Annotated in this window: 27 protein-coding genes; 16 read left to right on the top strand and 11 right to left on the bottom strand. The window is 68.7% G+C overall.

The features are described 5' to 3' along the window. Positions 1–4 precede the first annotated feature (4 nt). Together WG902_RS03545 and WG902_RS03550 are read right to left on the bottom strand one after the other, a co-directional pair. Positions 5–424, bottom strand: a complete 420-nt coding sequence (locus tag WG902_RS03545; protein ID WP_340058536.1) for a hypothetical protein — start codon at positions 422–424, stop codon at positions 5–7. Next, positions 424–1,359 (bottom strand): asparaginase, encoded by a 936-nt coding sequence (locus WG902_RS03550; protein ID WP_340058537.1) that lies wholly within the window; start codon positions 1,357–1,359, stop codon positions 424–426. Before WG902_RS03550 ends, WG902_RS03545 begins: the two co-directional genes overlap by 1 nt. A gap of 68 nt (positions 1,360–1,427) precedes the next feature. Here WG902_RS03550 and lexA point away from each other — a divergent pair, with 68 nt between their 5' ends. Both lexA and WG902_RS03560 read left to right on the top strand, forming a co-directional pair. Next, positions 1,428–2,102 carry a transcriptional repressor LexA gene (gene lexA, locus WG902_RS03555; protein ID WP_340058538.1) on the top strand — a complete coding sequence of 225 codons (675 nt, stop codon included), beginning with the start codon at positions 1,428–1,430 and terminating at the stop codon, positions 2,100–2,102. A gap of 114 nt (positions 2,103–2,216) precedes the next feature. Continuing rightward, positions 2,217–2,528, top strand: coding sequence for a hypothetical protein (locus tag WG902_RS03560; protein ID WP_340058539.1), 312 nt, complete (start codon positions 2,217–2,219; stop codon positions 2,526–2,528). A 43-nt stretch (positions 2,529–2,571) separates the two neighbouring features. Here the strand turns inward: WG902_RS03560 and WG902_RS03565 are convergent, their stop codons facing one another. Continuing rightward, on the bottom strand, positions 2,572–3,084 hold the full coding sequence (locus WG902_RS03565) for a DUF1993 domain-containing protein (RefSeq protein WP_340058540.1): 513 nt from the start codon (positions 3,082–3,084) through the stop codon (positions 2,572–2,574). Between the two features lie 92 nt (positions 3,085–3,176). On the opposite strand from WG902_RS03565, the gene WG902_RS03570 reads away from it, so the two are divergent. After that, positions 3,177–4,184: a D-2-hydroxyacid dehydrogenase family protein gene (locus WG902_RS03570; RefSeq protein WP_340058541.1), complete on the top strand. Its 1,008-nt coding sequence runs from the start codon at positions 3,177–3,179 to the stop codon at positions 4,182–4,184. A 10-nt stretch (positions 4,185–4,194) separates the two neighbouring features. After that, positions 4,195–5,379: an MFS transporter gene (locus tag WG902_RS03575; RefSeq protein ID WP_340058542.1), complete on the top strand. Its 1,185-nt coding sequence runs from the start codon at positions 4,195–4,197 to the stop codon at positions 5,377–5,379. An 11-nt stretch (positions 5,380–5,390) separates the two neighbouring features. Here WG902_RS03575 and WG902_RS03580 read toward each other — a convergent pair whose 3' ends face one another. Further along, positions 5,391–7,226: a hypothetical protein gene (locus WG902_RS03580; protein ID WP_340058543.1), complete on the bottom strand. Its 1,836-nt coding sequence runs from the start codon at positions 7,224–7,226 to the stop codon at positions 5,391–5,393. A gap of 165 nt (positions 7,227–7,391) precedes the next feature. Between WG902_RS03580 and WG902_RS03585 the strand changes: the two genes are divergently transcribed. From WG902_RS03585 to WG902_RS03605, 5 genes are all read left to right on the top strand, one after another. After that, on the top strand, positions 7,392–8,912 hold the full coding sequence (locus WG902_RS03585) for a 3-hydroxyacyl-CoA dehydrogenase (RefSeq protein ID WP_340058545.1): 1,521 nt from the start codon (positions 7,392–7,394) through the stop codon (positions 8,910–8,912). 86 nt (positions 8,913–8,998) lie between these two features. Continuing rightward, positions 8,999–9,778, top strand: a complete 780-nt coding sequence (locus tag WG902_RS03590) for an oxepin-CoA hydrolase, alternative type (RefSeq protein ID WP_340058546.1) — start codon at positions 8,999–9,001, stop codon at positions 9,776–9,778. Positions 9,779–9,832: 54 nt separating this feature from the next. Then, the gene (locus WG902_RS03595; RefSeq protein ID WP_340058547.1) at positions 9,833–10,552 is read left to right on the top strand and encodes a Crp/Fnr family transcriptional regulator; all 720 of its coding nucleotides are present in this window, start codon (positions 9,833–9,835) and stop codon (positions 10,550–10,552) included. A 14-nt stretch (positions 10,553–10,566) separates the two neighbouring features. Next, a complete protein-coding gene (locus WG902_RS03600; protein WP_340058548.1) occupies positions 10,567–11,670 on the top strand; it encodes a phosphotransferase in 1,104 nt (367 codons plus the stop codon). Between the two features lie 24 nt (positions 11,671–11,694). After that, positions 11,695–12,969, top strand: a complete 1,275-nt coding sequence (locus WG902_RS03605) for an acyl-CoA dehydrogenase family protein (RefSeq protein WP_340058549.1) — start codon at positions 11,695–11,697, stop codon at positions 12,967–12,969. A 66-nt stretch (positions 12,970–13,035) separates the two neighbouring features. Here WG902_RS03605 and WG902_RS03610 read toward each other — a convergent pair whose 3' ends face one another. Beyond that, on the bottom strand, positions 13,036–13,719 hold the full coding sequence (locus WG902_RS03610) for a hypothetical protein (RefSeq protein WP_340058550.1): 684 nt from the start codon (positions 13,717–13,719) through the stop codon (positions 13,036–13,038). Between the two features lie 56 nt (positions 13,720–13,775). On the opposite strand from WG902_RS03610, the gene WG902_RS03615 reads away from it, so the two are divergent. Beyond that, the gene (locus tag WG902_RS03615; protein WP_340058551.1) at positions 13,776–14,474 is read left to right on the top strand and encodes a glutathione binding-like protein; all 699 of its coding nucleotides are present in this window, start codon (positions 13,776–13,778) and stop codon (positions 14,472–14,474) included. Here the strand turns inward: WG902_RS03615 and WG902_RS03620 are convergent. Next, a complete protein-coding gene (locus WG902_RS03620; RefSeq protein ID WP_340058552.1) occupies positions 14,471–15,874 on the bottom strand; it encodes an MFS transporter in 1,404 nt (467 codons plus the stop codon). The two genes, WG902_RS03615 and WG902_RS03620, sit on opposite strands and share 4 nt — an antisense overlap. Here WG902_RS03620 and WG902_RS03625 point away from each other — a divergent pair. Further along, on the top strand, positions 15,873–16,910 hold the full coding sequence (locus WG902_RS03625; protein ID WP_340058553.1) for a recombination-associated protein RdgC: 1,038 nt from the start codon (positions 15,873–15,875) through the stop codon (positions 16,908–16,910). The two genes, WG902_RS03620 and WG902_RS03625, sit on opposite strands and share 2 nt — an antisense overlap. 83 nt (positions 16,911–16,993) lie before the next feature. After that, on the top strand, positions 16,994–19,726 hold the full coding sequence (locus WG902_RS03630; RefSeq protein WP_340058554.1) for a calcium-binding protein: 2,733 nt from the start codon (positions 16,994–16,996) through the stop codon (positions 19,724–19,726). 63 nt (positions 19,727–19,789) lie between these two features. Here WG902_RS03630 and WG902_RS03635 read toward each other — a convergent pair whose 3' ends face one another. From WG902_RS03635 to WG902_RS03645, 3 genes are all read right to left on the bottom strand, one after another. Next, complete coding sequence (locus tag WG902_RS03635; RefSeq protein WP_340058555.1) at positions 19,790–20,131, bottom strand: hypothetical protein; 342 nt, start codon at positions 20,129–20,131, stop codon at positions 19,790–19,792. 14 nt (positions 20,132–20,145) lie between these two features. Then, positions 20,146–20,340, bottom strand: coding sequence for a heavy-metal-associated domain-containing protein (locus WG902_RS03640; protein WP_340058556.1), 195 nt, complete (start codon positions 20,338–20,340; stop codon positions 20,146–20,148). 168 nt (positions 20,341–20,508) lie between these two features. Further along, positions 20,509–21,393 (bottom strand): LysR family transcriptional regulator, encoded by an 885-nt coding sequence (locus WG902_RS03645; protein WP_340058557.1) that lies wholly within the window; start codon positions 21,391–21,393, stop codon positions 20,509–20,511. Between the two features lie 151 nt (positions 21,394–21,544). Between WG902_RS03645 and gstA the strand changes: the two genes are divergently transcribed. The 4 genes from gstA (at position 21,545) to cueR (ending at position 25,880) form a co-directional block, all read left to right on the top strand. Continuing rightward, entirely contained in the window at positions 21,545–22,159 is a 615-nt protein-coding gene (gene gstA / locus WG902_RS03650) for a glutathione transferase GstA (RefSeq protein ID WP_340058558.1), read from the top strand. Positions 22,160–22,166: 7 nt separating this feature from the next. Continuing rightward, complete coding sequence (locus WG902_RS03655) at positions 22,167–22,841, top strand: glutathione S-transferase family protein (protein ID WP_340058559.1); 675 nt, start codon at positions 22,167–22,169, stop codon at positions 22,839–22,841. A gap of 235 nt (positions 22,842–23,076) precedes the next feature. Then, positions 23,077–25,458 (top strand): heavy metal translocating P-type ATPase, encoded by a 2,382-nt coding sequence (locus tag WG902_RS03660; protein WP_340058560.1) that lies wholly within the window; start codon positions 23,077–23,079, stop codon positions 25,456–25,458. Further along, entirely contained in the window at positions 25,455–25,880 is a 426-nt protein-coding gene (gene cueR, locus WG902_RS03665; RefSeq protein ID WP_340058561.1) for a Cu(I)-responsive transcriptional regulator, read from the top strand. The genes WG902_RS03660 and cueR overlap by 4 nt, the downstream gene beginning before the upstream one ends. 212 nt (positions 25,881–26,092) lie before the next feature. Here the strand turns inward: cueR and WG902_RS03670 are convergent, their stop codons facing one another. Both WG902_RS03670 and WG902_RS03675 read right to left on the bottom strand, forming a co-directional pair. Beyond that, the gene (locus tag WG902_RS03670) at positions 26,093–26,380 is read right to left on the bottom strand and encodes a hypothetical protein (RefSeq protein WP_340058562.1); all 288 of its coding nucleotides are present in this window, start codon (positions 26,378–26,380) and stop codon (positions 26,093–26,095) included. After that, the gene (locus WG902_RS03675) at positions 26,377–26,652 is read right to left on the bottom strand and encodes a DUF2933 domain-containing protein (protein ID WP_340058563.1); all 276 of its coding nucleotides are present in this window, start codon (positions 26,650–26,652) and stop codon (positions 26,377–26,379) included. Before WG902_RS03675 ends, WG902_RS03670 begins: the two co-directional genes overlap by 4 nt. Positions 26,653–26,661 lie beyond the last annotated feature (9 nt).

The raw sequence follows: 26,661 nt of genomic DNA on the forward strand, positions 1-26,661 counted from the left end.
GGGCTCATTTGTACGCTATCCAGCGCCCGCATGCGACCACCCCCAGCCAGAGGAGGGTGGACAAGGCCATCAGAGCGCGCGCGGTGTTGTCGGGGTGGGCCAGCGAGCCGCGTCCGTGGAACCAGGCAGCGTTGCAGCCGGCGGTGAAGAGCAGCAGCATCTTCAGCGTGAACGCGCGGTTGGCCAGCAGGTCGCTCGCCTGCGAAGCGAACATCGCCAGCCCCGAACCCGCCGCGAAGCAAAAGCCCGTGACCGCGGTGCCCAGCGACAGCCGGGCCAGCGGCACCAGCGGCAGCTCGGCGCCGCGGCCGAACACCCGCAGCTCCAGCAACACCAGGTTGCCCAGCAGCAGCGCGATGCCGCAGATGTGGATGATCTCGAGGACCGGGTAGGCCCAGGGGTGCGTTTGGAGCCCGGCAAACATCAGGGCATCAATTCGAGCATGAGCGCAATGCGGGCCTTGACCGGGGACAGGCCCACGGCGGCGGGCAGTCGGTCGTTGGGCGTGGGCAGCACCCTGCCCTGCGCGCAACGGGAGGCGCGCCGCACCGCCACCCCATGCTGCTGTGCCTCGAGCAAACCGGCTTCGAGCGCGTGGTTCACGGTGCCGTTGCCGGTCCCGGCCACCACCAGGCCGGCAACGCCGTCCTTCACCAGCGCATCGACGATCGCGCGCCCGGCCCCCGCATGGTTCACCAGGATCTCCACGCGCGGCCAGGCCGCGGGACGCAGCAAGGCGGGAGCGGCACCCTTGGTGGCCGGACCCGGCCATGGACGCAGCACGCGCAGCCGCCCCTCCTCCACGTACGCCAGCGGGCCGGCGTCGCCGGAGGAAAAGGCGTCGGTGCGATAGCTGTGCACCTTCTGCACGTCGGATGCCCCGTGCACCGCACCGGCGAACACCACGCACACGCCACGCACCTGCGGATCGGCCGCCACCGCAATCGCATCGGCCAGGTTCTGGGGCCCGTCCGGCGCGGCCGACGTGGCCGGCCGCATGGCGCCCGTGAGCACCACCGGCTTGCCGGGCCCGAGCACGCGATGCAGGAAGAACGCCGTCTCCTCCATCGTGTCCGTCCCGTGCGTGACCACCACGCCGGCTACGTCCTCCTGCGCCAGCCAGTGCGCGCAACGGCCGGCGAGCGTCGCCCACACGGCGAAGTCCATGTCCTTGCTGTCGATCTGCGCCACCTCCTCCGCGTGCAGGCGCACGCCGGGGGGCACCGGCACCCCGCGCAGCAACTCGTCGACCCCCAGCTCGCCGGCGCGGTAGCCCACGTTGTCCGCCGCCGATGCGGCACGCCCGGCAATGGTGCCGCCGGTGCCGAGAACGATGATTTCTTCACGCGCCACTTGCATTCCCGTCCAAACTGTTTAAAAATACAGATACTGGATATCAACACAGTAAGCCCTTGCCAGGAGCCGCCATGATGGACACGCCGAAGCTCACCGCGCGCCAGCAACAGATTCTGGACCTGATCCAGAGCGCCATCGCGCGAACCGGCGCACCGCCTACCCGCGCCGAGATTGCCGCGGAGCTGGGATTCAAGTCCGCCAACGCAGCGGAGGAGCACCTCCAGGCCCTGGCCCGCAAGGGCGTGATCGAGCTCGTGAGCGGCACCTCGCGCGGCATCCGCCTGCAGAGCGAAACGCTGCACGCCATCAACAAGGAGCGCAACAAGCAGTTCTCGCTCACGCTGCAAGGCATGGCGCAGCTGGCGCTGCCGCTGGTGGGCCGCGTGGCGGCCGGCTCGCCCATCCTGGCCCAGGAACACGTCGACCAGACCTACTACGTCGAAAGCGGCCTGTTCCAGCGCCGGCCCGATTACCTGCTGAAGGTGCGCGGCATGTCCATGCGCGACGCCGGCATCATGGACGGCGACCTGCTCGCGGTGCAATCCACCCGCGACGCCAAGAACGGCCAGATCATCGTGGCGCGCCTCGGCGACGACGTCACGGTCAAGCGATTCCGCCGCAACAAGCACCTCATCGAGCTGCACGCGGAAAACCCCGACTACCCCACCATCGTGGTGGAGCCCGGCGAGCCCTTCGAGGTCGAGGGCATCGCCGTCGGGCTGATCCGCAACACGATGCTCATGTAACCCCCGCGGCGTCCGCAGGTGGCAGGCGTATGGCGGGGCACCGCCATCACCCTGCGGCCGCCGCATTCCCCAGCAATCCTGCCTGTGCCCACCCCGAAATCCAGGAGCTGTCACATGGCAACCGCACTCTACCCCTTCGCCCACCTGTTCGCCTCGCTGCAGGCGTTCGTCGATTGGCTCGCCGGCGGCGCCGCTCCGTCACCGGCGCGGCCGCCGCGCGAGCCGGTGCGGCCGCAGCAGCAGCCCGCGCGCGTGACGCGGCGGCCCATGGCGGTGCCGCGCGCGCCCAAGCCGCTGCGCGTGGTGCGCGTGATGGAGCCCACCGCCGCCCGCAGCGCCGCGGGCCGCATGGTGATCTCCGGCCGGCTGGCGGACGTCTGCGCGGAGCTGGACCGGCTGGCCGCGCTGGAGGCGCGCGGCCAGTAGGAGCCTGCGCGGCAGGGAGACGGGCTTCGGCGCCCCGCGTGCGTCAGCGCTGCGCGCCCGCCAGGTAGTCGGCCTTGCCGAGGTCCACGCCGTTGTGCCGCAGGATCGCGTACGCGGTGGTCACGTGGAAGAAGAAGTTCGCCAGCACCCAGGTGGTGAGGTAGGCCTGCCCCTTCATCGTGCGGCTGGCCTTGCCCACCGGGAAGGTGAACTCGGTTTCCTCCTTGCCATCCACCGCACTGGCGGGCACCTTCTCCAGGTAGTCCAGCGTCTTCTGGATGCGCGTGCGCAGTTCGCCGAAGGTGGCCTCGTTGTCCTCGAACTTCGGCGCTTCGACGCCGGAAATGCGCGCCATGCCGTTCTTGGCGGCGTCGCAGGCGATCAGCACCTGGCGCGTGAAGGGCAGCATGTCGGGCGCGAGCCGGGCGGTCAGCAGCACGGACGGCTCGAACTTGCGGGCCAGCGCGTTGGCCTCGGCCTTGTCCAGGATGTGGCTCAGGTTGCGCAGCATGTGCTGGAACACGGGAATGCTGGCGGCGTACATGGACATGGGCATGGGAGCTCTTTCTTCGTTGGAATGGCCGGATGCTAACCCTGGCATCGCAGCCCTGCCTTCAGGCGGGATTGCGGCAAGGCACAATCGAGGGAATGAACATCGTGATCCTCGACGACTACCAGGATGCGGTACGCAAACTGCAATGCGCCGCGAAGCTGGAGGCCTACCCGGCCAAGGTCTTCACCAACACCGTCAAGGGCACCGGACAGCTTTCCGTGCGGCTGCGGGACGCGGACGTCATCGTCCTGATCCGCGAGCGCAGCCAGATCACCCGGCAGCTCATTGAGAAACTCCCGCGCCTCAAGCTCATCTCGCAGACCGGCCGGGTCGGCGCCCACGTCGACATCGAGGCGTGCACCGAGCGCGGCATCGCCGTGGCGGAAGGCGTCGGTTCGCCGGTCGCCCCGGCGGAGCTGACCTGGGCGCTGATCATGACGGCGATGCGGCGCCTGCCGCAGTACATCGCCAGCCTGAAGCATGGCGCCTGGCAGCAATCGGGCATGAAGGCCGCATCGATGCCGCCCAACTTCGGCGTGGGCATGGTGCTGCGCGGCAAGACGCTGGGCATCTGGGGCTACGGCAAGATCGGGCAGCTCGTGGCCGGCTACGGCAAGGCCTTCGGCATGCGCGTGCAGGTGTGGGGCAGCCCCGAGTCGCGCGCCAGGGCGGAGGCCGACGGCGTGCTGGCGGCGCCGAGCCGCGAGGCGCTGTTCGCCGACAGCGACGTGCTGTCCGTGCACCTGCGCCTGAACGAGGAAACGTTCGGCGCCGTGCGGCTGGAAGACCTGAACCGCATGAAGCCCACCTCGTTGCTGGTGAACACCTCGCGCGCCGAGCTGATCGAGCCGGAGGCGCTGATCGCCGCGCTGAACCGGGGGCGTCCCGGCATGGCAGCCATCGACGTCTTCGAAAGCGAGCCGATCCTGCAGGGCCACGCCCTGCTGCGCCTGGAAAACTGCATCTGCACGCCGCACATCGGCTATGTGGAGCAGGAAAGCTACGAGCTGTATTTCGGCGCGGCGTTCGACAACGTCGTGAACTTCATCAAGGGCACTCCGAGCAACATCGTGAATCCGGGCGCGCTGCAAGTTCGCCGTTGAGCAGCCCCGGGTGACGACCGCAGCCGCCGCCGACAGTGCCCGGCCTGCCATGCCGGCGGTGCTGTGGCCGCTGCTGTTCGGCAATTTCGTCATCGGCACCGGGGTGATGGCGGTGCCCGGCACGCTCAACGAAATCAGCGGCTCGCTCGACGTTTCCGTCGCCACCGCGGGGCAGCTGATTTCCGCCGGCGCGGTGCTCATGTGCGTGGGCGCTCCCCTGTGCGCCGCCTTCGTCGCCGGCTGGGACAGGCGACGGCTGCTGGCGCTGTCCATGGTCTGGTATGCGCTGCTGCACCTCGCCTGCGCCTTCGCCCCCGATTTCGCGTGGCTGCTGCCGCTGCGCGTGCTGGCGCTGGTGGCCCCCGCCATCTTCACCCCGCAGGCGGCGTCGTGCGTCGGCCTGCTGGTGCCCGCGGAGATGCGCGGGCGAGCCATCACCTTCATCTTCGTCGGCTGGTCGGTGGCCTCGGTGCTCGGCATGCCGCTGGCGGCATTCGTCGGCGGCACGCTGGGCTGGCGCGCCGCGTTCGGGGTGGTGGCGCTGCTCAGCGTGGCCAGCGCGGCGTGGGTCTGGCGGGCGATGCCGGACGGCGTCAAGCCGCCGGCGCTGTCGAAAGCGGCGTGGAGCGAGACCTTCCGTTCCCCCGCGTTGATGATCTGCGTGTCAGTGACCGTGCTCTACGCGGCCGGCCAGTTCGTGCTGTTCTCCTATTTCGCGCCGTACTTCAAGGCCACGCTCGACATCACGCCTGGCGCGTTGAGCCTGTTCTTCATGTGGTTCGGCGCCTTCGGCCTGCTCGGGAACATGGTGATGTCCAGCTACATCGACCGCATCGGGGCGCCGCGCTCGGTGATGATCGGCATCGGCCTGATGGCGGCGAGCATGGCGGCCTTTCCGCTCGGAACGAACGTGTGGCTCGCGGCGCTGGTGTGCGTGCCCTGGGCGCTCGGCTGTTTCTCCTCCAATTCCGCGCAGCAGGCACGGCTGGTGGGCATCGCGCCCTCACTCGCCGCGGCGTCGGTGGCGCTCAATTCATCGGCGATGTACGCCGGCCAGGCCATCGGCGCGGCCAGCGGCGGGTGGCTCCTCGCGCGCGGCGCCATGGACTGGCTGCACTGGGCCGGCCTGGTGGGCTTGCTGGCCTCGATGGGCGCCAGCGCGCTGGCCACCCACTACGCCCGTCGTCGGCCGTAGTTCCCCGCGGCTTACGCGTGCCCGCGGCCAGGGTCCGGCATTTCATCCTCCACATCGAGGTCGACATCCACCGGGGGCAGCGTGTCGGGCGCGTCGTCCACTGCAGTGACGTCGACATCGACACCGACGTTGGCCGACCGCGGCACCAGCAGCAAGTCGACGTTCGGCGCGGGGCGGTCCGGCGCGTCGAGCGACTGCAGCGACTGCATCGACGTCTCGCCAAAAGCCGTCGGGTGCGGCGCGTCGAAGGAGATATCTTCGGCCGGCGAGACGTCGGTGGCGATGTGGTACAGCAGGGCCAGCTCGCGATACGCCTCCAGGCTGAAAGCCTCCGCGCCGGGCAGTCCCGGCCTGCGGAAGATCGACTCCTCGATGACATCCAGCACCCGCCGCGTCGGCCACAGTTCGACGATGCGGCTGAGCGCGCGCCCGTAGTTCTCCAGCGTCGGCGTCGGCTGGTCGAAGTGTTCGAAATCCGGCACTTGCACGGCGAAGTGTTCGCGGAACTCGGCGCGCAGCCGGTCGAAGTCGGGCCGGCGGCCGAGCGAGTGATACAGGCCCAGCAAGTCCAGCCACGGCAGCGCGCTGGTCTCGACCTGGTCATGCACATGGCCTTCGAGCACGGCGACCGCCTCGTCCACGTCGCCGATCGACATGAAGAAGTCCGCCTTGTCGTGGACGTCCATCAGTTCTTCCACGCCCACCATGCGCATGCCCCCGCTGCGGCTGGCCTGGAAGTCCAGTTGCGATGGGCTCCACGGCACCACCGTGGGAGCGGGCGCGGCGGGACGAGCGGCCACCGGCGCCGTGCCCTCGACCCTCGCGGCGGCGGGGGCCGTTGCCAGCACCTTGTCCGGGACCGGTGCGCGGGCTGCCGCAGCCGCCGACGGCAGCGTCGCCGACAGTGGGACGGTCTGGCCATTCGCCTCGAACCAGCGGCCCACGCGCTCGACGCGCCGGATGCGGTACCAGCGCCAGGCCAGCGCACCCAGCACGGCGGCCAGCAAGGCGGCGAGCACGGCGGCCAGCAGCGCCGCCGTGCTGCGCTCGCTTTGCGCCCGCTCCATCTCCGCGCGCATGTCGGCGACGTCCACCGCGTTCTGCCGCTGGAGGTCGCGCACGGACTGCAGCTGGCGCTGCAGCGCCTGCAGGCGCAGCGCCTCCTGCATCGCTTCCTCCGGCCCCTTCTGCAGTGCCTGCCACATGGCGGCCGCGGCCTGCCGCGCTGCGGGGTCGGAGGTGGGCTGGGTGCCGATCTCGGAGCTCAGTCGCAGTCCGGGAAAGGTGTCGGCGGCAAGATCCCCCGGCTCCAGCCTCAGGACGGACCTGGCCGGCTCACGGGCGGGCTCCACCGCGGGGCGCGCCACCGCCGGTGGGCGAGGCACGACGGCCGGCGCCGCTGTCGACCGCGCTGATGCCGGCGCCTTCGCAGCAGCAGCGGGCGCGGTCCTGCGGGGCTGCGGCGACGCAGGGGCCGCCGGCGTCGATGCCGCAGGCGCGGTGGGAACGACGTTGACCGGTGCGGCGGCGGCGCGCCGCGCGCTGCCCGGCGCTTCCTCCGGCGGCACGGCCGCCAGCAACACGTAGCGGCGCGAGCTTGGCTGGCCGCAGCCCACGCGCAGGAACACCGTGACCATGGGCTCGTCGACCAGCAGTTCGGACGTCACGCGCAGCACGCCCTCCTTGCCGTCCCGCGACTCCCAGCGCACCGTCGGCGCCCCCACCCGCTGCTGCCCGAAAAACAGGTCGGCGCCGGCGCACGGATCGGTCTCGGCAGCGTCCAGCGTGGCCGCGATCGTCAGGTCGAGCGGCCGGCCGATGAACACGTTGCCGCGCACGGTACCCATCGTCAGGGCGCCAGCGTCCAAAGCAAACAGCCATCCGCACGCGGCGATTGCCATTGCCCGGAAGGTAACTGTGTGCAACATCGAGGCCCATTCTAGGCAACCTCGGCCGCGCGCCACCATCAATTCCACGAGGAGAAACGCAACCGGGCCGCTGATAATCCGCGAATGCAGACTCGATACAACACGATCGGCGTCGCGGGAGCCGGCGCCATGGGACGCGGCATTGCGCAGATCGCCGCCCAGGCGGGCAGCGTGGTGCGCCTGTATGACACCCAGCCCGCCGCCGTGCAAAAGGCGATCCAGGAACTCGGCACGCAGTGGGACCGGCTGCTCGAAAAAGGCCGGATGGACGCGGCTGCCGTGGCCGCCGCCAAGCAACGGCTGCACCCGGCGTCCAGCCTGCGGGACCTGGCGGACTGCGCGCTGGTGGTCGAGGCGGTCGTCGAACGCCTGGACGTCAAGCGGTCGCTCTTCGCGGAACTCGAAGGCATCGTCGGACCCGACGCGGTGCTGGCCACCAATACCTCGTCCCTGTCCGTCACGGCCATCGCCGCCGGCCTGCAACGCCCGCAGCGGGTGGCCGGCTATCACTTCTTCAACCCGGTGCCGCTGATGAAGGTGGTGGAGGTGATCGCGGGCCTGAAAACGGACGCATCGGTGTGCGAAGGCCTGACCGCGTACGCCCGCCAGATCGGGCACACCCCGGTGCAGGCGCAGGACACGCCGGGCTTCATCGTCAACCATGCCGGACGCGGCTACAACACCGAGGCGCTGCGCATCGCGGGCGAAGGCATCGCGGACTTCGCCACCATCGACCGGATCCTGCGCGACCAGGTCGGCTTCAAGCTCGGTCCGTTCGAGCTGATGGACCTGACCGGCCTGGACGTGTCGCATCCCGTGATGGAGTCGGTGTACCGCCAATACTTCGACGAGCCGCGCTACCGCCCCAACGTGATCACCGCGCAGCGCCTGGCGGGCAATGTGCTGGGGCGCAAGACGGGAGAAGGCTTCTATCGCTATGTCGAGGGGAAGGCGCAGGTGCCGGCCGAGCCGCCCGTCCCCAGCGTGGGCGAGATTCCGCCGGTGTGGGTGTCGACGCGCGCGGCGCGGCGGGCGGAGCTGTACCAGTTGCTCAAGGAGCTCGGCGCCAAGGTGGAAACGGGCCAGTCGCCGTCGATGCATGCGCTGGCGGTGGTGGCGCCGCTCGGCTTCGACGTGACCACGGTCGCCGTCGTCGAACGCCTGGACCCGGCGCGCACCGTGGGCATCGACCTGCTGATCGAGGATGCCGCGACGAAGCGGCGCGTGCTGGCCACCAATCCCGCCACGCGCACCGACATGCGAGATGCGGCGCATGCGCTGTTCGCGCGGGACGGCAAGGCGGTCAGCGTGATCCGCGACTCCGGCGGCTTCGTCACGCAGCGCGTGGTGGCGACGATCGTGAACATCGCTTCCGACATCTGCCAGCAACGCATCTGCACGCCGAAAGACCTGGAAACCGCGGTGACGCTGGGGCTCGGCTACCCGCTCGGTCCGCTGGCCATGGGCGACCGCTGGGGCCCGACCAACGTGCTCGAAGTGCTGTTCAACATGCAGACGGTGTATGGTGACCCGCGCTACCGCCCGAGCCCGTGGTTGCGCCGGCGCGGCGCGATCGGCCTGTCCCTGCTGCAAGAAGAAACATGAGCCCCCACGCTCCGCACTACGTGTCGTCGCTGCCCCCCGAGGGGGCTTCAGCCTCCTTGAGGCGGCTCTGCGGAGGCTGCTAGTCCATGCCCGCCGAACTCAAGAGCCACAGCGAGGGCCGCACCATGGTGCTGACCCTGAGCAATCCGGACCATCGCAACGCGCTGGGGCCGGAGATCTATGCGGCCGGCGTCGAAGCGCTCAATGCCGCCGACAGCAACCCCGAGGTGCGCAGCGTGGTCATCACCGGCGCCGGCAGCACCTTCTGCGCCGGCGGCAACCTGCAGCGCCTGCTGGACAACCGGCAAAAGCCGCCCGAAGTGCAGGCGCAGTCGATCGAGGGGCTGCACGGCTGGATCGATGCGATCCGGACCTTCCCGAAGCCGGTGATCGCCGCTGTCGAAGGCGCTGCCGCCGGCGCCGGATTCTCGCTCGCGCTGGCCTGCGACTTCATCGTCGCGGCCGAGAACGCGGTGTTCGTGATGGCGTACAGCAGCGTGGCGCTGTCGCCGGACGGCGGCGGCAGCTGGAGCCTGGCGCGGGCCCTGCCCCGCCAGCTCGTCAGCGAGCTGCTCATGTGCGGCGAGCGCATCGGCGCCACCCGGCTGAACACGCTCGGCGTGGTCAATCGCATCACGCCTGCAGGCGCCGCGCTCGGCGAGGCGCTGGCGCTGGCCGCCCTGCTGAACGAGCGCGCTCCCAACGCCATCGCCAGCATCAAGGAGCTGGTGAACGACGCCGGCGACACGCCGCTGGCGCGCCACCTTGCCGCCGAGCGGGACCACTTCGTGCGCAACCTGCACCATGCCAACGGCGCGATCGGCATCGGGGCCTTCCTGTCCAAGCAGCCGCCGCGCTACCCCTGAGGGGTCGCGCACGTGACAATGCCCTGGACCGCCAGTCACTCACAAGACAGAGCAATGGACGACCCCATTCTTACCATCGAGGAACGCGCGGCGATCAACAACGGTCGCTGGTTTTCTTCCCTTTCCCCTTCGCTGCGGCACGACATCCTGCGATGCGCATTTCCCAAACGGTACAAGGACGGCGACCTGATCTGCGCGCGCGGGGATCCGGCCGAGTCCTGGAGCGCAGTGGCGCGCGGGTCGGTGCGCGTGAGCTCCACCTCCATCACGGGCAAGCAGGTGACGCTGTCGTACGTGGAGCCGGGCATCTGGTTCGGCGACGTGGCGATCTTCGACGGGGAGCGGCGCACCCACGATGCCTATGCGCACGGCGACAGCACGCTGCTGCAGGTGTCGGTGTCGGACCTGCGCAAGATCCTGGCGCAGCACGTGGAGCTGTACGAGGCGCTGCTGCGCCTGCACGCGCGCCGCATCCGGCAACTGTTCGGCCTGGTGGAAGACCTCAACACGCTGCCCTTGCGCGCGCGGCTGGCCAAGCAGCTGGCCCACCTGGTGCGCAGCTATGGCGTGCCTTCGCTGCAGGATGGGCGCGAAATCCGCATCGGCCTGCACCTGGCGCAGGAAGAACTGGCGCAATTGCTCGGCGCCTCGCGCCAGCGGGTCAACCAGGAGCTCAAGGCGATGGAGCGCGAGGAAGTCATTCGCATCGAGCCGGGTGGCCTGGTGGTGCGCAATCGCGAAGCGCTCATGCTGATCATGCAGGCTGCGGACTGAGAATCCCGAATTCCATGAACGACGCCTACGACCATTTCACCGGCACCCGGCCCGTCTCGGGCAAGCACGTCTTCGACACCGAAGTGCTGACCGCGTGGCTGCAGAAGAACCTGCCCGGCTTCCGCGGGCCGCTGACCGTGGAGATGTTCAAAGGTGGGCAGTCCAATCCCACCTACAAGCTGCTCACGCCCGAGCGCGCCTACGTGATGCGCTCCAAGCCGGGGCCGGTGGCCAAGCTGCTGCCGTCCGCGCACGCGGTGGAGCGCGAGTTCGCCGTCATGTCGGGGCTGGCCGGCACCGACGTGCCGGTGCCGCGGATGCACGTGCTGTGCGAGGACGAATCGGTGATCGGCCGCGCCTTCTACATCATGGAATGCATGCAGGGTCGCGTGCTGTGGGACCAGGCACTGCCGGGGATGACGCCGGCGCAGCGCGGCGAGATCTACGACGAATTGAACCGCGTCATGGCGGCGCTGCACACCGTCAGGTTCGCCGAGCGCGGGCTGGCCGGCTACGGCAAGCCAGGCAACTACTTCGACCGCCAGATCGGCCGCTGGAGCAAGCAGTACAAGGCTTCCGCCGATGGCGCGGGACCCCTGAGCCAGCCGATCCCCGAGATGGACAAGCTGGTGGAATGGCTGCCGGCGCACGTGCCCGCGGCAGCACGCGACGAAAGCAAGGTCTCCATCGTGCACGGCGACTACCGGCTGGACAACGTGATGTTCCACGCCACCGAGCCGCGCATCATCGCCGTGCTCGACTGGGAGCTGTCCACGCTCGGCCACCCGCTGGCGGATTTCAGCTATCACTGCATGTCGTGGCACATCCCGCACCCGGGCCGCGGCATCGGCGGCCTGGACCATGCGGCGCTGGGCATCCCGAGCGAGGACGAATACATCCGCCGCTACTGCGAGCGCACCGGCCTGGCGACCGCCGCCGACCTCAAGGCGGACTGGAACTTCTACCTGGCCTACAACATGTTTCGCATCGCCGCCATCCTGCAGGGCATCGCGAAACGGGTGGAGGCCGGCACCGCGTCGAGCGCGCAGGCCACCGCGTCCGCCGCCGGGGCGCGCCCGATGGCCGAACTGGCCTGGCGCTTCGCGCAGCAGGCCTGACTATTTTCCCCAGGAGAAAGACACATGGATTTCGACTATTCCGCCAAGACCAAGGAACTCCAGGCACGCGTGCAGAAGTTCATGGACGACCACGTCTACCCCAACGAGACGACGTACAAGAAGCAGTTGCAGGAGAACACCGATGCGGGCAAGCGCTGGACGCCGCTGCCGGTGATCGAGGAGCTGAAGGCCAAGGCGCGCACGGCGGGCCTGTGGAACCTGTTCCTGCCGGTCGACACGGCCGAGGCCTCCGGCTACAAGGGCGCGGGCCTCACCAACCAGGAATACGCGCCGCTGGCCGAGATCATGGGGCGCGTGCCATGGTCCAGTGAAGTCTTCAACTGCTCGGCGCCCGACACCGGCAACATGGAGACCATCGCCCGCTACGGCTCCGACGAGATCAAGGCGCGCTGGCTCAAGCCGCTGCTCAATGGCGAGATCCGTTCCGCCTTTGCGATGACCGAGCCGGAGGTGGCGTCCTCGGACGCGACCAACATCGCCACCCGCATCGAGCGCCAGGGCGACCACTACGTCGTCAACGGCCACAAGTGGTGGATCTCCGGCGCGGCCGACCCGCGCTGCAAGGTCTTCATCACCATGGGCAAGACCGATCCCGAGGCGCCGCGCCATTCGCAGCAAAGCATGATCGTGATCCCCGGCGACACGCCCGGCATCCGCATCGTGCGGCCGCTGAACGTCTTCGGCTACGACGACGCCCCGCACGGCCACGTCGAGATGTACTTCGAGAACGTGAAGGTGCCGGCGGGCAACATCCTGCTGGGTGAAGGCCGCGGCTTCGAGATCGCGCAGGGCCGGCTGGGCCCGGGACGCATCCATCACTGCATGCGCCTGATCGGCCTGGCCGAGCGCTCGCTGGAGCTGATGTGCCGCCGCTCGCTGGCCCGGACCGCCTTCGGCAAGACCGTGGCGCAGCAGACGGTGACGCAGGAACGCATCGCCGAGGCCCGCTGCAAGATCGACATGGCCCGCCTGCTGACGCTGAAGGCCGCCTGGATCATGGACCTGGCCGGCAACAAGGTGGCCCGCACGGAGATCGCCATGATCAAGGTGGTGGCGCCCACCATGGCCTGCCAGGTGATCGACTGGGCCATGCAGGCCCACGGCGGCGGCGGCGTCTGCGACGACTTCCCGCTGGCCAGCGCCTATGCGAATGCGCGCACCTTGCGCTTCGCCGACGGCCCCGACGAAGTGCACCGCAACGCCATCGCCAAGTGGGAATTGGGCAAGTACGGCAGCTACGGAAAGGACGCGGGCGTGCCGGTCACGCGGGGGAGTTGAGGCGGCGCGAGCCCGGGCGCGCAACGTGAGTTCACGGACCTTTCGCAGGGTCAGCCTGGCGAAGCGTCACTTGCCAAACACATCCAGCGCGCTTTCACACGCCGTGGTGAAGATCGTCGTGGCGTGATCGAGCGTCGGGGTCTCGGCAGGCTGGTACCGCATGCGCAGGTAGCATTTGCCGCGCAGCAGCACCACCATGAAGGCGGTGGCCGGCAGCGGCGCCGGATCGGGCCAGGACATCAGCTGTTGCACGAGCGCGTTGTCGACCCAGGCCAGCGCGTGCTCGCGCGTGTCGGCCAGGACGGCATAGCGGTCCCAGAAAGCCTGCGGAGGGCCCTCCCAGCCGACTTCGTCGTACATGGCCAGCCAGCGCATCTCTTCGGGCAGGCGCGGGTCCGCGGTGGTCTGCAGCGTGTCGGTGATCATCCCGTACGCGCGGCGCTCCAGCATGTCCTTGAGCGGGCGGTTGATGATGAGGGCCGCGACGTCGTCGTTCACGCCGAGTTCTGCCCGGGCCCGCAATTCCTCGCCGTGGATGTAGTCGCGCGTGGGCTTCCCCAGCTCCATCTTCCAGGGCCGGCCGCCCACCTTGCCGCCCATGCTGACCGAGCTGCCCATGCCGCTCGAAAAGGTCATGCCGCGGGAGGCCGCCCACTCCGACATGGGGCCGTGTGACAGCTGGGACGACGGCGGGGAATCCTTGTGATCCCTGGCGTCCCGCCGGAAGGCCTTCTTGATCCGCTCGAACATGCAGTGCGGCTTTCCCCTAAAGTTCCGCATTATGAGTTGAAACAGGAGGTTTCGGCGTGTCGAAGATATCGGTCTATTCCTGGGCGACGCCTAACGGCCACAAGGTGCATGTGATGCTGGAGGAGTGCGGCCTTCCGTACGAGGCCATTCCGGTCAACATCGGCGCCGGCGAGCAGTTCCGCCCCGAGTTCCTGGCGATCAGCCCGAACAACAAGATCCCCGCGATCGTCGACCCGCAAGGACCCGACGGCCAGCCGATCTCCGTGTTCGAGTCGGGCGCCATCCTGGTGTACCTCGCCGCCAAGACCGGCCGCTTCCTGCCGGCGGGCGACCGCGCGCGCTTCGAAGTGCTGCAATGGCTGATGTTCCAGATGGGGGGCGTGGGCCCGATGCTCGGGCAGGCGCACCACTTCCGCATCTATGCGCCCGACAAGATCCCCTACGCGGTCGACCGCTACACCAACGAGGCGCGCAGGCTCTATGGCGTGATCGACAAGCGCCTCGCTGCCAGCGAATGGCTCGGGGGAGCGGAGTACTCGATCGCCGACATCGCCACCTTCCCCTGGCTGCGCAGCTGGCAGAACCAGGGCATCGTGCTGGAGGACTATCCCCACCTGAAGCGGTGGTTCGACACCATCGCCGAGCGGCCCGCGGTGCAGCGTGGCGTGAAGGTGCTGGCCGACCTGCGCAAGCCGATCACCGACGACAAGGCGCGCGAGGTCCTGTTCGGCAGCACGCAGTACGCGCGTCGTTAGGTCCGCAGGCGCAGCAGGCTGAAAGCGGCCGAGACAGCCGCCAGCGCGGCCGCCAGCTCCAGCGCGATTTCGGGGCCGGCCTGCTGCACGCCCCAGACGCTGAACACCAGGCCGACCAGCACCGCGCCCGCCGACTGGCCGGTCAGCCGCGCGGTGCCCAACATGCCGCTTGCAGCGCCGGCGCGGCGCAGCGGCGGGCTGGTGAGGATGATGTGGTTGTTGGGCGACTGGAACAGGCCGAAGCCGGCGCCGCACAAGAACAGCCGCCAGGCCAGCTGGAAGCTCGTCGGCTGGTCCGGCATCCACGTGAGAAGCGCCAGGCCCAGCGACATCGTGGCCAGGCCGATGCCTCCCAGCAAGCCGCCGCGAACGCGCGGAATCAGCCGTCCGGCCAGCGGGGCGACCAGCACCACGCCGACAGGCCACGCCGTGATCGCCAGGCCGGCCTCCAGGTGGGTGCGGCCGAGGCCCTCCAGCAGCATGAAGGGCAGCGCGACGAAAGCCAGCGTCTGCGCCGCGAACGCGGTGACCGACGTGCACATCGACAGGCCGAAGACCGGGATGCGCAGCAGGTCGACGGGAAACAGCGGCGTTTCTTCGCGCAGTTGCCGGCGGATGTAGACACAGCCCACCGCCACGCCGGCGACCAGCATCGCGATGGACAGGCCTACCATTCCCGTGTCGGCGCCGCCGCGCCGCGCGCCCAGCGTGTCGGCCGCGAGGAAGACCAGGGTGAACATCAGGATGTTCATCACCACGTCGGAAGGCCGCAGGTGCCCTGCGGTGCTCACGACGGTGTTGTGCGGCAGGGCCCGCGCGCCGACCACCAGCACCAGGATGCCCAGCGGCAGCTGGATGATGAACAGCCACGGCCAGGCCGCGACCGACAGCACCAGCGCGGCGATGCTCGGCCCGGCCACCGACGCAGTCGCCACCACGACGGAATTCAGCGCGATGGCGCGGCCCAGCGACTCCACCGGGTACGTCAGGCGAACCAGCGCGGCGTTCACGCTCATCATCCCCGCGGCGCCGACGCCCTGCAGCGCCCGCGCCACTGCGAGCAACGGCAGCGAAGGCGCGATCACGCACAGCAGCGATGCGCCGGTGAAGAGCGCCAGCCCGACGAGGTACACGCGGCGGTAGCCGAGACGCTCGCCGACGTGTGCGAAAGGCAGCAGCAGGACCAGGGTGGCAAGCTGGTAGGCGTTGACCACCCACACCGCGGCCGAGGGCGACGCGCCGAGGTCGCGCGTGATGTCGGGCAACGCCAGGTTGACGATGGTGGAATCCAGCACCGACAGCGAGATGCCGAGGATGATGGCCGCCATTGCCCAGCGGCGCTGCGGCAGGGGCAGGCCGTCACCCGACGCAATCGTTACGGCTTGCTTCTTCTGCACCATGGCCAGTCTAACCGCGGGTGGTGCGGCACTTAGAATCCAGCCCTTTGCCCGCGCGGATCCCGCGCGCGCCAACTCCATGTTCAAGAGCGCCTGCTTTTTCCGCATCGCGGACGACTTCGTCCTGCCCGACCTTCCCGCGCTCGAGCGCGTCCTGCAGAAAGGCCGCTTCGTCCCCTGCGGCCCCACCCAGCCCGAATCCGCCGGCTGGGTGCCGCCGCGCGGCAACAAGGGCAAGCTGCTGGCCGAACTGGTGGGCGGCCACCTGGTGCTGAAGCTTTGCACCGAGAAACGCGCGGTACCCTCTTCCGCGATCACCAGCGCGGTGGACGAACGCATCGAGCGCTACAAGGCCGAGACCGGCAACGAGCGCGTGCCAGCGAAACTGAAGAAGGAATTCAAGGAAGAGGTCCTGCTGGACCTGTTGCCGCGCGCCTTCAGCAAGCGCAGCACGATGCTGCTGTGGCTGGACGCGAAGAACCGGATGCTGGTGGTGGATGCGGGCAGCCTGTCGGGGGCCGACCGCATCGTGTCGACACTCCTCGCGGCCCTGCTGGAAGTCCCCGGCGCGGCGCCCTCGCTGGATCTCTCGTTGATCCAGACGCAGAGCTCACCCTCCGCCTCCATGGCGCATTGGCTGTCGACGCGCGAGGCCCCCTGGCGCTTCACGGTCGATCGCGACTGCGAGTTGAAGGCCGCGGACGAACAGAAGGCGACCGTGCGTTACGCCCGCCATACGCTGGACATCGACGAGGTGGCCCAGCACATTGCCGCCGGCAAGGTGCCGACGCAGCTGGCGATGACGTGGAACGACCGCGTCTCCCTCGTGCTGACCGAGGCGGGACAGGTTCGCAAGATCAAGTTCCTGGACGTGGTGCTGAAGGAAGCGGGGGACACGGGCAAGGACGACGACGGCTTCGACGCCAACGTCGCCATCCTCACCGGCGAGTTGTCGCAGTTGATCCCGGACCTGCTGGAGGCGCTGGGAGGGGAGGCGCAGGCGGGGGTCGTGGCGGAGGCGGAGGCGATGCCGGCCTGATCCGGTCGTCGCAAACGCCTTGGAGTTGAACCTGTCGGGCTGGACAATGCGCGGTCTTCTTGTCCCATCACAGGAACCACACCATGGCGCTGATCACCGGCACAGGCGATGACGACACTCTCCCCGGCACCGAGGGCAATGACACGATCGAGGGGCTAGGCGGAAACGACACCCTGGTCGCCAACGGGAACGATACGCTCGATGGTGGGGACGGCCAGGACACGGTGACGCTGGCGGCTCCGATCTACCCCTGGATAGGAACAGTCGGCGCGCTCCACGGCAATCCCTACCTGGTGTTCAGCGAGGCGGACGAATCGGCCGTGTTCGATTTCTGGGCCAGGAACGTGGAGTCCTGGCAACTCACGCAGTTCAATGACGATGTTTCGGTCATCGGCAGCCAGGGCATGGAACTGCATGGGATGGCCGGCAACGATACGCTCATGGGCGGCGACGGTGATGACCTTCTGGACGGCGGCGATGACGACGATGTCTTCCGTCCGAGCGCGGGCAACGACATCTTCAACGGCGGCCTGGGGAGCGACACACTGACCTTCGAGGCTTCAGGCGGGGCTGTCAGTGGTTCCCTCGCTGGCGGCTTCGAAGGCGACGGGTTTTCCGCCACCGGCAGCGGCATCGAGACCGTCATCGGCTCTTCGTTCGATGACGACCTGGCAGGCGATGGGACGGCCAACGAGCTCGAGGGAGGCGGGGGCGACGACACGCTCACGGGTGGCGGAGGAAACGACACGGTGATGGGCGGGGGCGGCAACGACGTGTTGGCCGCGGGTGGCGGTTCATTCGTGTCCGGAGGCGATGGCACCGACACGCTGGACTTGTCCCATTTGACGACGGCCATCACCGTCGGGGCCTTCTTCGGCGGAACGGGGGTCGGCATTGGCGAGTCGCTCTTGCTTGCGGGCGAGATCGAGCGCCTCATCGCGACGGACCACGACGACGTCATCGACACCTCCGACCACGCCGTCTGCGAGTTCGAAGGGCGCGGCGGCAACGATTCGATCACCGGCAGCCTGGACATCGCGCCGTATGCCGGTGGCACCACCATCGACGGCGGGGCCGGCAGCGACACCGTCCGTGGATCCATCGGGAATGACTTGATCCACGCCTCGGCCGGGGATGACAGGCTGGCCGGCCGCGCCGGCTTCGACAGGCTGAGCCTGGAACGCCTGGGCGCAGGGGCCATCGTGGACATCGACCTGGGCACGACCGACGCGGCGGCCGGCAACGACACGTTGACGGGCTTCGAGATGGTGATCGGCAGCGGGTTCGAGGACACCCTCCTCGGCTCGGACAGTGCTTCCAACGGCGACGAGCTTTTCGGGGAAGGCGGTGACGACACGATCGGCGGGCGCGCGGGCAACGACAACCTGGGCGGCGGCGCCGGGCACGACCTGGTCACCGGCGGGGAGGGCGCCGACAACATCAGCGGCGACGATGGGAACGACACCCTCGAGGGCGGCGCCGGCAATGACACCTGCTACGACAACGCCGGCAACGACTCCATCGACGGCGGCGACGGCGACGATCTCGTCCTGCTCAGCGGCGGCGGGCAGGACACCGTCCTCGGCGGGACCGGAAGCGACACCGTCTACATGCAGTTGGATCCCGGCTCGCAGGACGAGATTGACGGTGGCGACGGCGTGGACGCGCTGAGGGTCGAACTGGTGCCGGTCATGCCGGAAGAATTGAAGGGAATGCAGATCGAATTCTCCACCGGCCAGATCCGGCACACGGCCTCGGGTGCCATCCTGGCCACCTTCACTGGCTTCGAGGCGGCCCAGGGCGGCGCATGGGACGATGAAATCACCGGTGACGCTGCGAACAACCTCCTCGACGGGCAAGGGGGTGGCGACTGGATCCAGGGTGGCCTGGGGAACGACACGGTCCTCGGGGGCGATGGTCCGGACATCCTCGATGGTGGCGAAGGCGTGGACATCCTCAGCTACCAGGACCATTTCGTGGGCGTGAAGGTCGACCTGCAAAGCGGCTTTTCCAGTACCGACGACATGCACAGCGGATTCGAGGGGCTGGCCGGCGGCGGCGGTGACGACCGGTTGCGCGGCGACGCGGGAGCGAACAGCCTGGTGGGCAATGACGGCGACGACGTCCTGATCGGCCGGGCCGGCAACGACACGCTCGAAGGCGGCGCCGGCGAGGACATCCTCCTCGGCGGCGACGGCAACGACACCTATGTCATCCTGGATCCCGCGGCGCTGGTCATCGAGACCAGCGCGTCCGGCGGCACGGACACGGTCCGCGCGTGGATCGGTGTGACGCTCGGGACGGACATCGAGAACCTGGTACTGCTCGGCGCCGAAGCACTGGGTGGCGCCGGGAACGCCTTGGCCAATCGCTTGACCGGCAACGGCGGTGGAAATGCACTCGCCGGCGGCGCCGGCAACGACACGTTGAACGGAGGCAGAGGAAACGACACCCTGGTCGGAGGCATCGGCAAGGACCTCCTGACCGGCGACGCAGGGAAGGACGTCTACGACTTCAACGCGCTCGCCGAGATGGGAACCACGGTCGCGACGCGGGATGTCATCTCGGGTTTCGTTTCGGGACAGGACAAGATCGACCTCTCATCGCTCGATGCGAACACGGCCACGGTGGCCAACAACGCGTTCCGCAGCTTGGTGGTGGGCGCAACCTTCTCCGGCGCGTTCACCACGACGGCGGCCCTCTACTACGACAGCACCGCGAAGGTCCTGTACGGGAACACGGACGCAGACGCAGCGGCGGAATTCGCCATCCAGGTCGGTGGGACCGGCTTGGCCGCGGGCGACATGATCCTGTAGGGTGGCCCCGGAGGGAATCGCACACGTCACGCCACGGCGCATCGATGTGGCACACCCAGGCCCTCAGGCGAACAAGGCTGGCACCGTCGCAATGAGCGACGCGATGACAGCTCGAATCGACCACCGTTCAATCTCATCTGGGTCCGACCTCCAGCCGGCGACCAGCGTGATCGTGGCAACCACGCTGCCGCACCCGACCGTCACGATGGGCAAGGCGAAGCCGAAACTCCAATCGAACGAGATGACCGTCCACGCGGACAAGATGGCCGCGGCGACGACGACAACGGGCCGACCCGGCAAGCGCGGCGGAGCGGCGGCGACGAACTGGCTGACTCGAAACGCCAGATCGCGCGCAGCGGCCAACATCGGCCCCAGGGCCAGGGGCGGTAGGAGTCCAGGTTCCATCGCCTCGCTCCGAGTCACTGCGCCGGCGGGTAGCCAGCGTCAGTCAAGGCGTCCTCGAAGTCCTTGCGGTCCTCGTTGGACGAAATCCTGACCTGCTTGGTTTGCAGGTCGACGTCGACCTTGGCGGCCGGGTCAACGAGCGCCACCGTCTTGGCGACGGTGCTCGCGCAGTGGCCGCAAGTCATGTCGGGGAGGTTCAGTTCGATCATGGGTTTCTCCTGGAAAAAGTGAATGACGGCCTGCATCGTCAAGCTTGCCACCGTGTCAGAGTCAACAGAACGCCGCCAAAACCTTCTTGCTGCAGGGGCTTGACAGCACTGGCCACCCATTGGGGGCTCCGCGTCTCTGAGGGCGCGAGCATGGAACGGGCCCAGCCGCTACGCCAAGGGCAGGTGGATCGCGTCCGCCAGATGCTGGTACACGGTGGCGATGCGACGGAGGTGGCGCGATTCCGGATGGGCGAGTAGCCAGAGTGTCGATTCGCAGCCGTCCAGGACAGGCGACAGCGCCTTCAGGCGCCCTTCCGCCTGCAGCATGAAGAGGGGCAGCACGCCCACGCCGAGGCCGGCCATGATGGCATCTGCCACGCCGACGATGCCGTCCACCAGATGGCGCGGCGCCAGCTTGGGCATGTGCTTGCGGCGCCAGCGCACTGACGGATGCTCGGGCATGGCCTCGTCGGGCGCGATCCAGTCCAGCGTGTCCAGGGGCTTGGTCCGCTGCCCCCGCAGGCCCATCACGGCGAAGCGAATGCGGCCCAGCTCGCGCCCGACCAGGTGCTCGGGGGGGTCCGTCGTCGCCCGCAGCGCCAGGTCGGCGTCGCGGCGGGACAGACTCATCAACTGGTTGCCGGCATGCAGCTCCAACTGCAGCAGCGGATGCGCGCGCGCCAGCGGCGGCAGCGCGGGCAGCACCAGCCCACGCAACACCGAGTCGGTGGTGGTCAGGCGCACGCGACCGCTCACCATGGCATCGGCGCCCGAGACGGCCCCCCGCGCCGCCTCCAGTTCGGCCTCGATGCGCTCGGCATGGCGCGCCACCTCGCCCGCCCGCTCGGTCGGAAGGTAGCCCCGCCGGGTGCGCTCGAACAGACGCTGGCCCAGCGACTTCTCCAGGCGCTGCAGCCCGCGGAAGACGGTGGAGGGGTCGCTGCCGCTGCGCTGCGCCGCCTCGGCCAGGGTGCCTCCGCGCACGAGCGCGAGCACCACGCCGAGGTCGGCGGTCGTCAGGTGGTATTGCGGCTTTGCAATAGAAGTTTTCATGTTCGCCTATTTTCGTTGCGACATCGCAATCCTACAGTTCGCCTCCGCCCACCACAAACAGGAGCCTTTCGTGCCTTCAAGCCCCTCCAACGACATGCCGTCCGCCTGATCGCTTTCCCCTGTCCACCCACTTTTCATCAACGAGGTCCCCATGAAGCTCTATTACTCCCCCGCCTACTGCTCGCAGGCCGTCCACATCGCACTGCGCGAAGCCGGCATCGCCGCCGACTACGTGAAGGTCGACACGGTCGCCGCGCGCACCGAACAGGGTGCCGACTTCCGCGGCATCAACCCGCGCGGCTACGTGCCCGTGCTGGAACTCGACGACGGCAGCCGCCATACCGAAGTCGCCGCGCTGCTCCAGTACGTCGCCGACCTGGCGCCGGCCAAGGCTCTGATCCCCTCGGTGGGCAGCCGCGACCGCTTCCTGGTGCAGCAGTGGCTCACCTTCATCTCCAGCGAACTGCACAAGTCGTTCAGCCCCTGGCTGTTCCACAAGGACACGGCCGATCCCACCCGCAAGGCGGTCAAGGAGAAGCTGTCCACGCGGCTGGCGGACGTCGAGACGCAGCTGGCCGGCCGCGAGTGGCTGGTGGGGGACCGGTTCACGGTGGCGGATGCCTACGCGTTCACCATCCTGAGCTGGGCCCCCATGCTGGGCATGAGCCTGGCGGGCTTCCCCAACCTGTCGGCCTGGATGGCGCGCGTGCGTGCCCGGCCGCAGGTGCAGGCGGCGCTGCGCGCCGAAGGCCTTCTGAAGGATTGACGTGACCATGCACCTCACCCTGGTCAGCCACTACCTCTGCCCCTACGTCCAGCGCGCCGCGATCGTGCTGCACGAGAAGGGCGTCCCGTTCGAACGCCGCTGGGTCGACCTGGCAGCCAAACCCGACTGGTTCAATGCCGTCTCGCCCTTGGGCAAGACGCCGGTGCTGCTGGCGGGTGACGAGCCGGTGTTCGAGTCCGCCGTGATCTGCGAGTACCTCGACGAGACGCTGGGGCCGCGCTTGCATCCGGACGACGCGCTGCTGCGCGCCCGCCACCGCGGCTGGATGGAGTTCGGCTCCTCGGTGCTGAACACCATCTGGGCCTACTACACGGCGCCGGATGCCGCCGCTCTGCAGGCGCAGCAAGCGCTGCTGAAGGCGCGCTTCGGGCAACTTGAACAGGCGCTGCACCCGCAGGGCCCGTTCTTCGCCGGGGAGCGCTTCTGCGTCGTCGACGCGGTGTTTGCGCCGGTGTTCCGCTACTTCGACACCTTTGAGGCATTGGGCGAGGAGAGCGTGTTCACCCGAACACCGCGCGTGCGCGCCTGGCGCGCGTCGCTGGCCCAGCGCCCTTCGGTGCGCGCGGCGGCGGTGGCGGACTACGACGCCCGCCTGCAGGCGTTCCTGCGCGAGCGCGGGAGCGAGTTATCGCGCCGCATGCATGAGCCGCTCACGAACTAGCGCGGCCCCGGAGCCCGCGCCAGTTTCAAGCGGAGGGGGGGTGGCGACTCAACCGGAGGGTCAGCCAGGTCCCGGCCATCCCAGCAGGCGCGAAAAAGTTTCTTGCGGCAGGGGCTTGACCTTGACATGATGGCAAGCTTGAAGATGCCTCCATCGCCTGGGATTTCGGGCGGAAGGAGCCGACCATGCAGACCACGACGACGATGCCAGCGATCCTGGCGAAGACCCGGAGAAGATGGGCATCGAGCTGCCGATCGAGGGCATGACTTGCGCCTCGTGCGTTTCGCGCGTCGAGAAGGCGCTCGCCAAGGTGCCAGGCGTGGAGCGCGCCAGCGTGAACCTGGCGACCGAGCGCGCGATCGTCTCGGCGTCGAGCCAGGTGGACCTCGCGACGCTGCGCGGCGCGGTGGAGAAGGCGGGCTACTCCGTCAGGGAGGATCAAGCGAGCCTCTCGATCGAAGGCATGACCTGCGCGTCCTGTGTTTCGCGCGTCGAGAAGGCGCTGCGCAAGCTGCCGGAAGTGACCTTCGCCGAAGTGAACCTCGCCACCGAGAAGGCCGAAGTCAAGTTCGTCGGCCGCGCGGACGAAATGCTTCCGAGGCTGCTCGGCGCCGTCGAAAAGGCTGGCTACGCGGCGAAGCTGCCCCAGGCGTCCGAAGCGCCGAAGACGGGCTGGCCCGATTGGTGGCCGGTGGCCGTGGCCGCCGCCCTCTCCCTCCCCCTCGTGCTCCCCATGCTGGGCATGCTGTTCGGGGCCGAGTGGGCCCTGCCCGGCTGGTGGCAACTCGCGCTCGCCACGCCCGTGCAATTCTGGCTGGGCGCGCGCTTCTACCGCTCCGCGTGGAAGGCCGTCAAGGCGCGCGCCGGCAACATGGACCTGCTCGTGGCGCTGGGCACCTCCGCCGGATACGGACTGTCGCTCTACCTCCTCATCGCAGGCATCGGGCACGAGGGCCACGGAGAGGCTCCGCACCTCTACTTCGAGGCCTCGGCCGTCGTGATCACCCTCGTGCTCCTCGGCAAGTGGCTCGAAGGCCGCGCCAAGCGCCAGACCACCGAAGCCATCCGGGCGCTGAACGCCTTGCGCCCCGACACCGCCCGCGTGCGCCGCGGCGACGCCGAGATCGACGTCCCCGCGTCGGAGGTCAAGGTCGGCGACACCGTGGTGGTACGCCCCGGCGAACGCGTGCCAGTGGACGGTGAGATCCTCGAAGGATCCACGCACGTCGACGAGTCGCTGATCACCGGCGAAAGCCTTCCAGTGTCCAAGGCTGCCGGCGCCAAGGTCGTCGGCGGATCCGTGAACGCCGAGGGGCTCTTCACGGCCCGCGCCACCGCGGTCGGTGCCGAGTCCACGCTCTCCCGCATCGCGCGGATGGTCGAGTCCGCCCAAGCGAAGAAGGCTCCCATCCAGCGCCTGGTCGACCAGGTGAGTGAAGTCTTCGTGCCCGTAGTGCTTGGCATCGCCTTGGTCACGCTCCTTGGCTGGGGATTCGCGACAGCCGATTGGGAGCGCGCCATCCTCAATGCCGTCGCCGTTCTTGTGATCGCCTGCCCTTGCGCATTGGGACTCGCCACCCCCACCGCCATCATGGCCGGGACCGGAGTCGCGGCGCGTCGCGGCATCCTGATCAAGGACGCCGAGGCGCTCGAAGTCGCCCACAACGTGAAGATCGTGGCCTTCGACAAGACCGGCACGCTCACCGAGGGCAAACCGCGCCTGGTGGCGTTCGAGGCGGCCGACGGCGACCACGCCGGGCTGCTGCGGCTGACCGCCAGCGTGCAGTCCGCCAGCGAGCACCCCCTGGCCCGCGCCGTCATGGACGCCGCCAGGGAGAACTTGGTGACCATCGCGCCCGCCCAGGACGCCAAGGCCGTGGCGGGCCGCGGCATGTCGGCTCAAGTGAAGGGTCAGGCCTTGAGCCTCGGCAGCACTCGGTGGATGAACGAACTGGGCGTGGACCTCGCGCCGCTGGCGAAGCGGGCTCAAGAGCTCGAGGAAGGGGGCCGCACGGTGTCCTGGTTGGCCGAGGGTGGTTCCCCGGCGCGCCTGGTAGGCCTTCTCGCCTTCGGAGACGCCGCCAAAGCCACGGCCAAGGAAGCTGTTCGAAGCCTCGCGGAGCAACGCGTGAAGGTCGTCATGGTGACTGGCGACAACAAGGGGGCCGCGCGCGTCACGGCGCAAGAACTGGGAATCACCGACATCCGGGCCGAGGTGCTTCCGGCCGACAAGGCGCAGGTGGTCGCGGAGCTCAAGGCCGGCGGCCTGTCGGTCGCCATGGTCGGAGACGGGATCAACGACGCGCCGGCGCTCGCCGCGGCCGACGTGGGCTTCTCGATGTCGACGGGAACCGAGGTCGCCATGCACGCGGCCGGGGTCACGCTCATGCGGGGAGACCCGCGCCTGGTGGCCGACGCCATCGAAATCTCGCGCAGGACTTACGCGAAGATCCGCCAGGGCCTGTTCTGGGCTTTCGTCTACAACATCGTCGGCATCCCGCTCGCCGCGTTCGGGATGCTCAACCCCATGCTCGCCGGAGCCGCCATGGCGTTCTCCTCGGTGAGCGTGGTCGCCAACGCCTTGACGCTGCGCCGCTGGAAAGGAAGGGCCTCATGAAGACGGTCGCCGACGGAATGAACATCGGAGCAGCCGCCGAGAAGGCGGGTGTGACGCCGAAAATGGTGCGCCACTACGAGTCCCTGGGACTTCTGCCGAAGGTCCACCGGACCGAGTCGGGTTACCGTGTCTACGGGGAGCCGGAGGTCCACACGCTGCGATTCATCAAGCGGTCGCGAGATCTGGGCTTCTCCATCCCGGAGATCAGCGAGCTGGTGAAGCTCTGGCAAGACCGCAGGCGGCCAAGCAGCAGCGTGAAAAAGGTCGCCGCCGCCCACCTCGCCGAGCTCGATCGCAAGATCGGGGAGATGCAGTCCATGCGCAAGACGCTCTCCCACCTTGTCCACTGCTGCCAGGGCGACCACCGTCCTGACTGCCCCATCCTGGAAGACTTGGGGCGGGTCGAGGCCCACGCCCGCTAGCGGCGAGACCTCCCTCGGAAGCCTGCGCCCGTGCGGATCCATGCTTCCGCCCGGGTCGTCCTGGCGGTCGCTGAAAATCCGGCTTCGTTGATCGCGGATATCACTTGGTCCACGGTGATGAGGACCGGATCCAAAACGACTGTCGCGACTCCAGGTTGCAACGCGACCGTCGCCCGAAACTTAGCGCCTGCACTTTTCCCTTGCGCGTGGCGCTATGGGAACCCGGGAACGAGAAGGAAGGCGGCGAGCGCGACCAAGGCGAGCCAGCACAAGCCGTAAAGGATGGGCTCCCAGGCCGCGGTTCGAACCTGCGCCCGCGCCTCGATGCGGTGCTTGCTCCACATGCCCACGCCATGGACAGCGAGGCCGACGGCGAAGATCGCGACCGCGTATGGCCCCAACCACTGTTGAAGCAACAGGGCGCCCCCGGCGCCGGCCGCGGCCAAGCCCGCGAGCGAAAGCAGTTCCGCGACTTTGAGCGAGCTGCGGTCATCGGTCATTTCGGGCCTCCGCCGCCGCGTGGACGGCGCGCAGCATGCGAGTCATGCCCACCGCGGCCGCGATGCATGAACAGATGCATCAAGGGGCAGGCCAGGAGCAGCAGGAACGGCAACGCGCCGAGGAAGTGGGCTCGGTGATCGCTGAAATACAGGTAGGTCGCGAGCGCGCCTAAAACCAGGTAGCCCAAAGCGTAGTGCGACCGAAGGAACGCGCCAAGACCCGCGCGATCGGTCGAAACCGGAGAGGAAGCGGTCGCGGGATCGTGCGTCATGGCGCGCTC

Source organism: Ramlibacter sp. PS3R-8 (assembly GCF_037572435.1).
Taxonomy (GTDB): Bacteria; Pseudomonadota; Gammaproteobacteria; order Burkholderiales; family Burkholderiaceae_C; genus Ramlibacter.

Bases quoted from the DNA above. Each gene is read 5' to 3' on its own strand.
- WG902_RS03550 (WP_340058537.1), bottom strand. From the start codon at position 1,359: ATGCAAGTGGCGCGTGAAGAAATCATCGTTCTCGGCACCGGCGGCACC.
- WG902_RS03560 (WP_340058539.1), top strand. From the start codon at position 2,217: ATGGCAACCGCACTCTACCCCTTCGCCCACCTGTTCGCCTCGCTGCAG.
- WG902_RS03645 (WP_340058557.1), bottom strand. From the start codon at position 21,393: ATGAAAACTTCTATTGCAAAGCCGCAATACCACCTGACGACCGCCGAC.
- WG902_RS03620 (WP_340058552.1), bottom strand. From the start codon at position 15,874: ATGGTGCAGAAGAAGCAAGCCGTAACGATTGCGTCGGGTGACGGCCTG.
- WG902_RS03660 (WP_340058560.1), top strand. From the start codon at position 23,077: ATGGGCATCGAGCTGCCGATCGAGGGCATGACTTGCGCCTCGTGCGTT.
- WG902_RS03595 (WP_340058547.1), top strand. From the start codon at position 9,833: ATGGACGACCCCATTCTTACCATCGAGGAACGCGCGGCGATCAACAAC.
- WG902_RS03630 (WP_340058554.1), top strand. From the start codon at position 16,994: ATGGCGCTGATCACCGGCACAGGCGATGACGACACTCTCCCCGGCACC.
- WG902_RS03585 (WP_340058545.1), top strand. From the start codon at position 7,392: ATGCAGACTCGATACAACACGATCGGCGTCGCGGGAGCCGGCGCCATG.
- WG902_RS03625 (WP_340058553.1), top strand. From the start codon at position 15,873: ATGGCCAGTCTAACCGCGGGTGGTGCGGCACTTAGAATCCAGCCCTTT.
- gstA (WP_340058558.1), top strand. From the start codon at position 21,545: ATGAAGCTCTATTACTCCCCCGCCTACTGCTCGCAGGCCGTCCACATC.
- WG902_RS03590 (WP_340058546.1), top strand. From the start codon at position 8,999: ATGCCCGCCGAACTCAAGAGCCACAGCGAGGGCCGCACCATGGTGCTG.
- WG902_RS03670 (WP_340058562.1), bottom strand. From the start codon at position 26,380: ATGACCGATGACCGCAGCTCGCTCAAAGTCGCGGAACTGCTTTCGCTC.
- WG902_RS03545 (WP_340058536.1), bottom strand. From the start codon at position 424: ATGTTTGCCGGGCTCCAAACGCACCCCTGGGCCTACCCGGTCCTCGAG.
- WG902_RS03605 (WP_340058549.1), top strand. From the start codon at position 11,695: ATGGATTTCGACTATTCCGCCAAGACCAAGGAACTCCAGGCACGCGTG.
- WG902_RS03580 (WP_340058543.1), bottom strand. From the start codon at position 7,226: ATGGGTACCGTGCGCGGCAACGTGTTCATCGGCCGGCCGCTCGACCTG.
- WG902_RS03610 (WP_340058550.1), bottom strand. From the start codon at position 13,719: ATGTTCGAGCGGATCAAGAAGGCCTTCCGGCGGGACGCCAGGGATCAC.
- WG902_RS03675 (WP_340058563.1), bottom strand. From the start codon at position 26,652: ATGACGCACGATCCCGCGACCGCTTCCTCTCCGGTTTCGACCGATCGC.
- WG902_RS03635 (WP_340058555.1), bottom strand. From the start codon at position 20,131: ATGGAACCTGGACTCCTACCGCCCCTGGCCCTGGGGCCGATGTTGGCC.
- WG902_RS03570 (WP_340058541.1), top strand. From the start codon at position 3,177: ATGAACATCGTGATCCTCGACGACTACCAGGATGCGGTACGCAAACTG.
- lexA (WP_340058538.1), top strand. From the start codon at position 1,428: ATGATGGACACGCCGAAGCTCACCGCGCGCCAGCAACAGATTCTGGAC.
- WG902_RS03565 (WP_340058540.1), bottom strand. From the start codon at position 3,084: ATGCCCATGTCCATGTACGCCGCCAGCATTCCCGTGTTCCAGCACATG.
- WG902_RS03600 (WP_340058548.1), top strand. From the start codon at position 10,567: ATGAACGACGCCTACGACCATTTCACCGGCACCCGGCCCGTCTCGGGC.
- WG902_RS03655 (WP_340058559.1), top strand. From the start codon at position 22,167: ATGCACCTCACCCTGGTCAGCCACTACCTCTGCCCCTACGTCCAGCGC.
- cueR (WP_340058561.1), top strand. From the start codon at position 25,455: ATGAAGACGGTCGCCGACGGAATGAACATCGGAGCAGCCGCCGAGAAG.
- WG902_RS03640 (WP_340058556.1), bottom strand. From the start codon at position 20,340: ATGATCGAACTGAACCTCCCCGACATGACTTGCGGCCACTGCGCGAGC.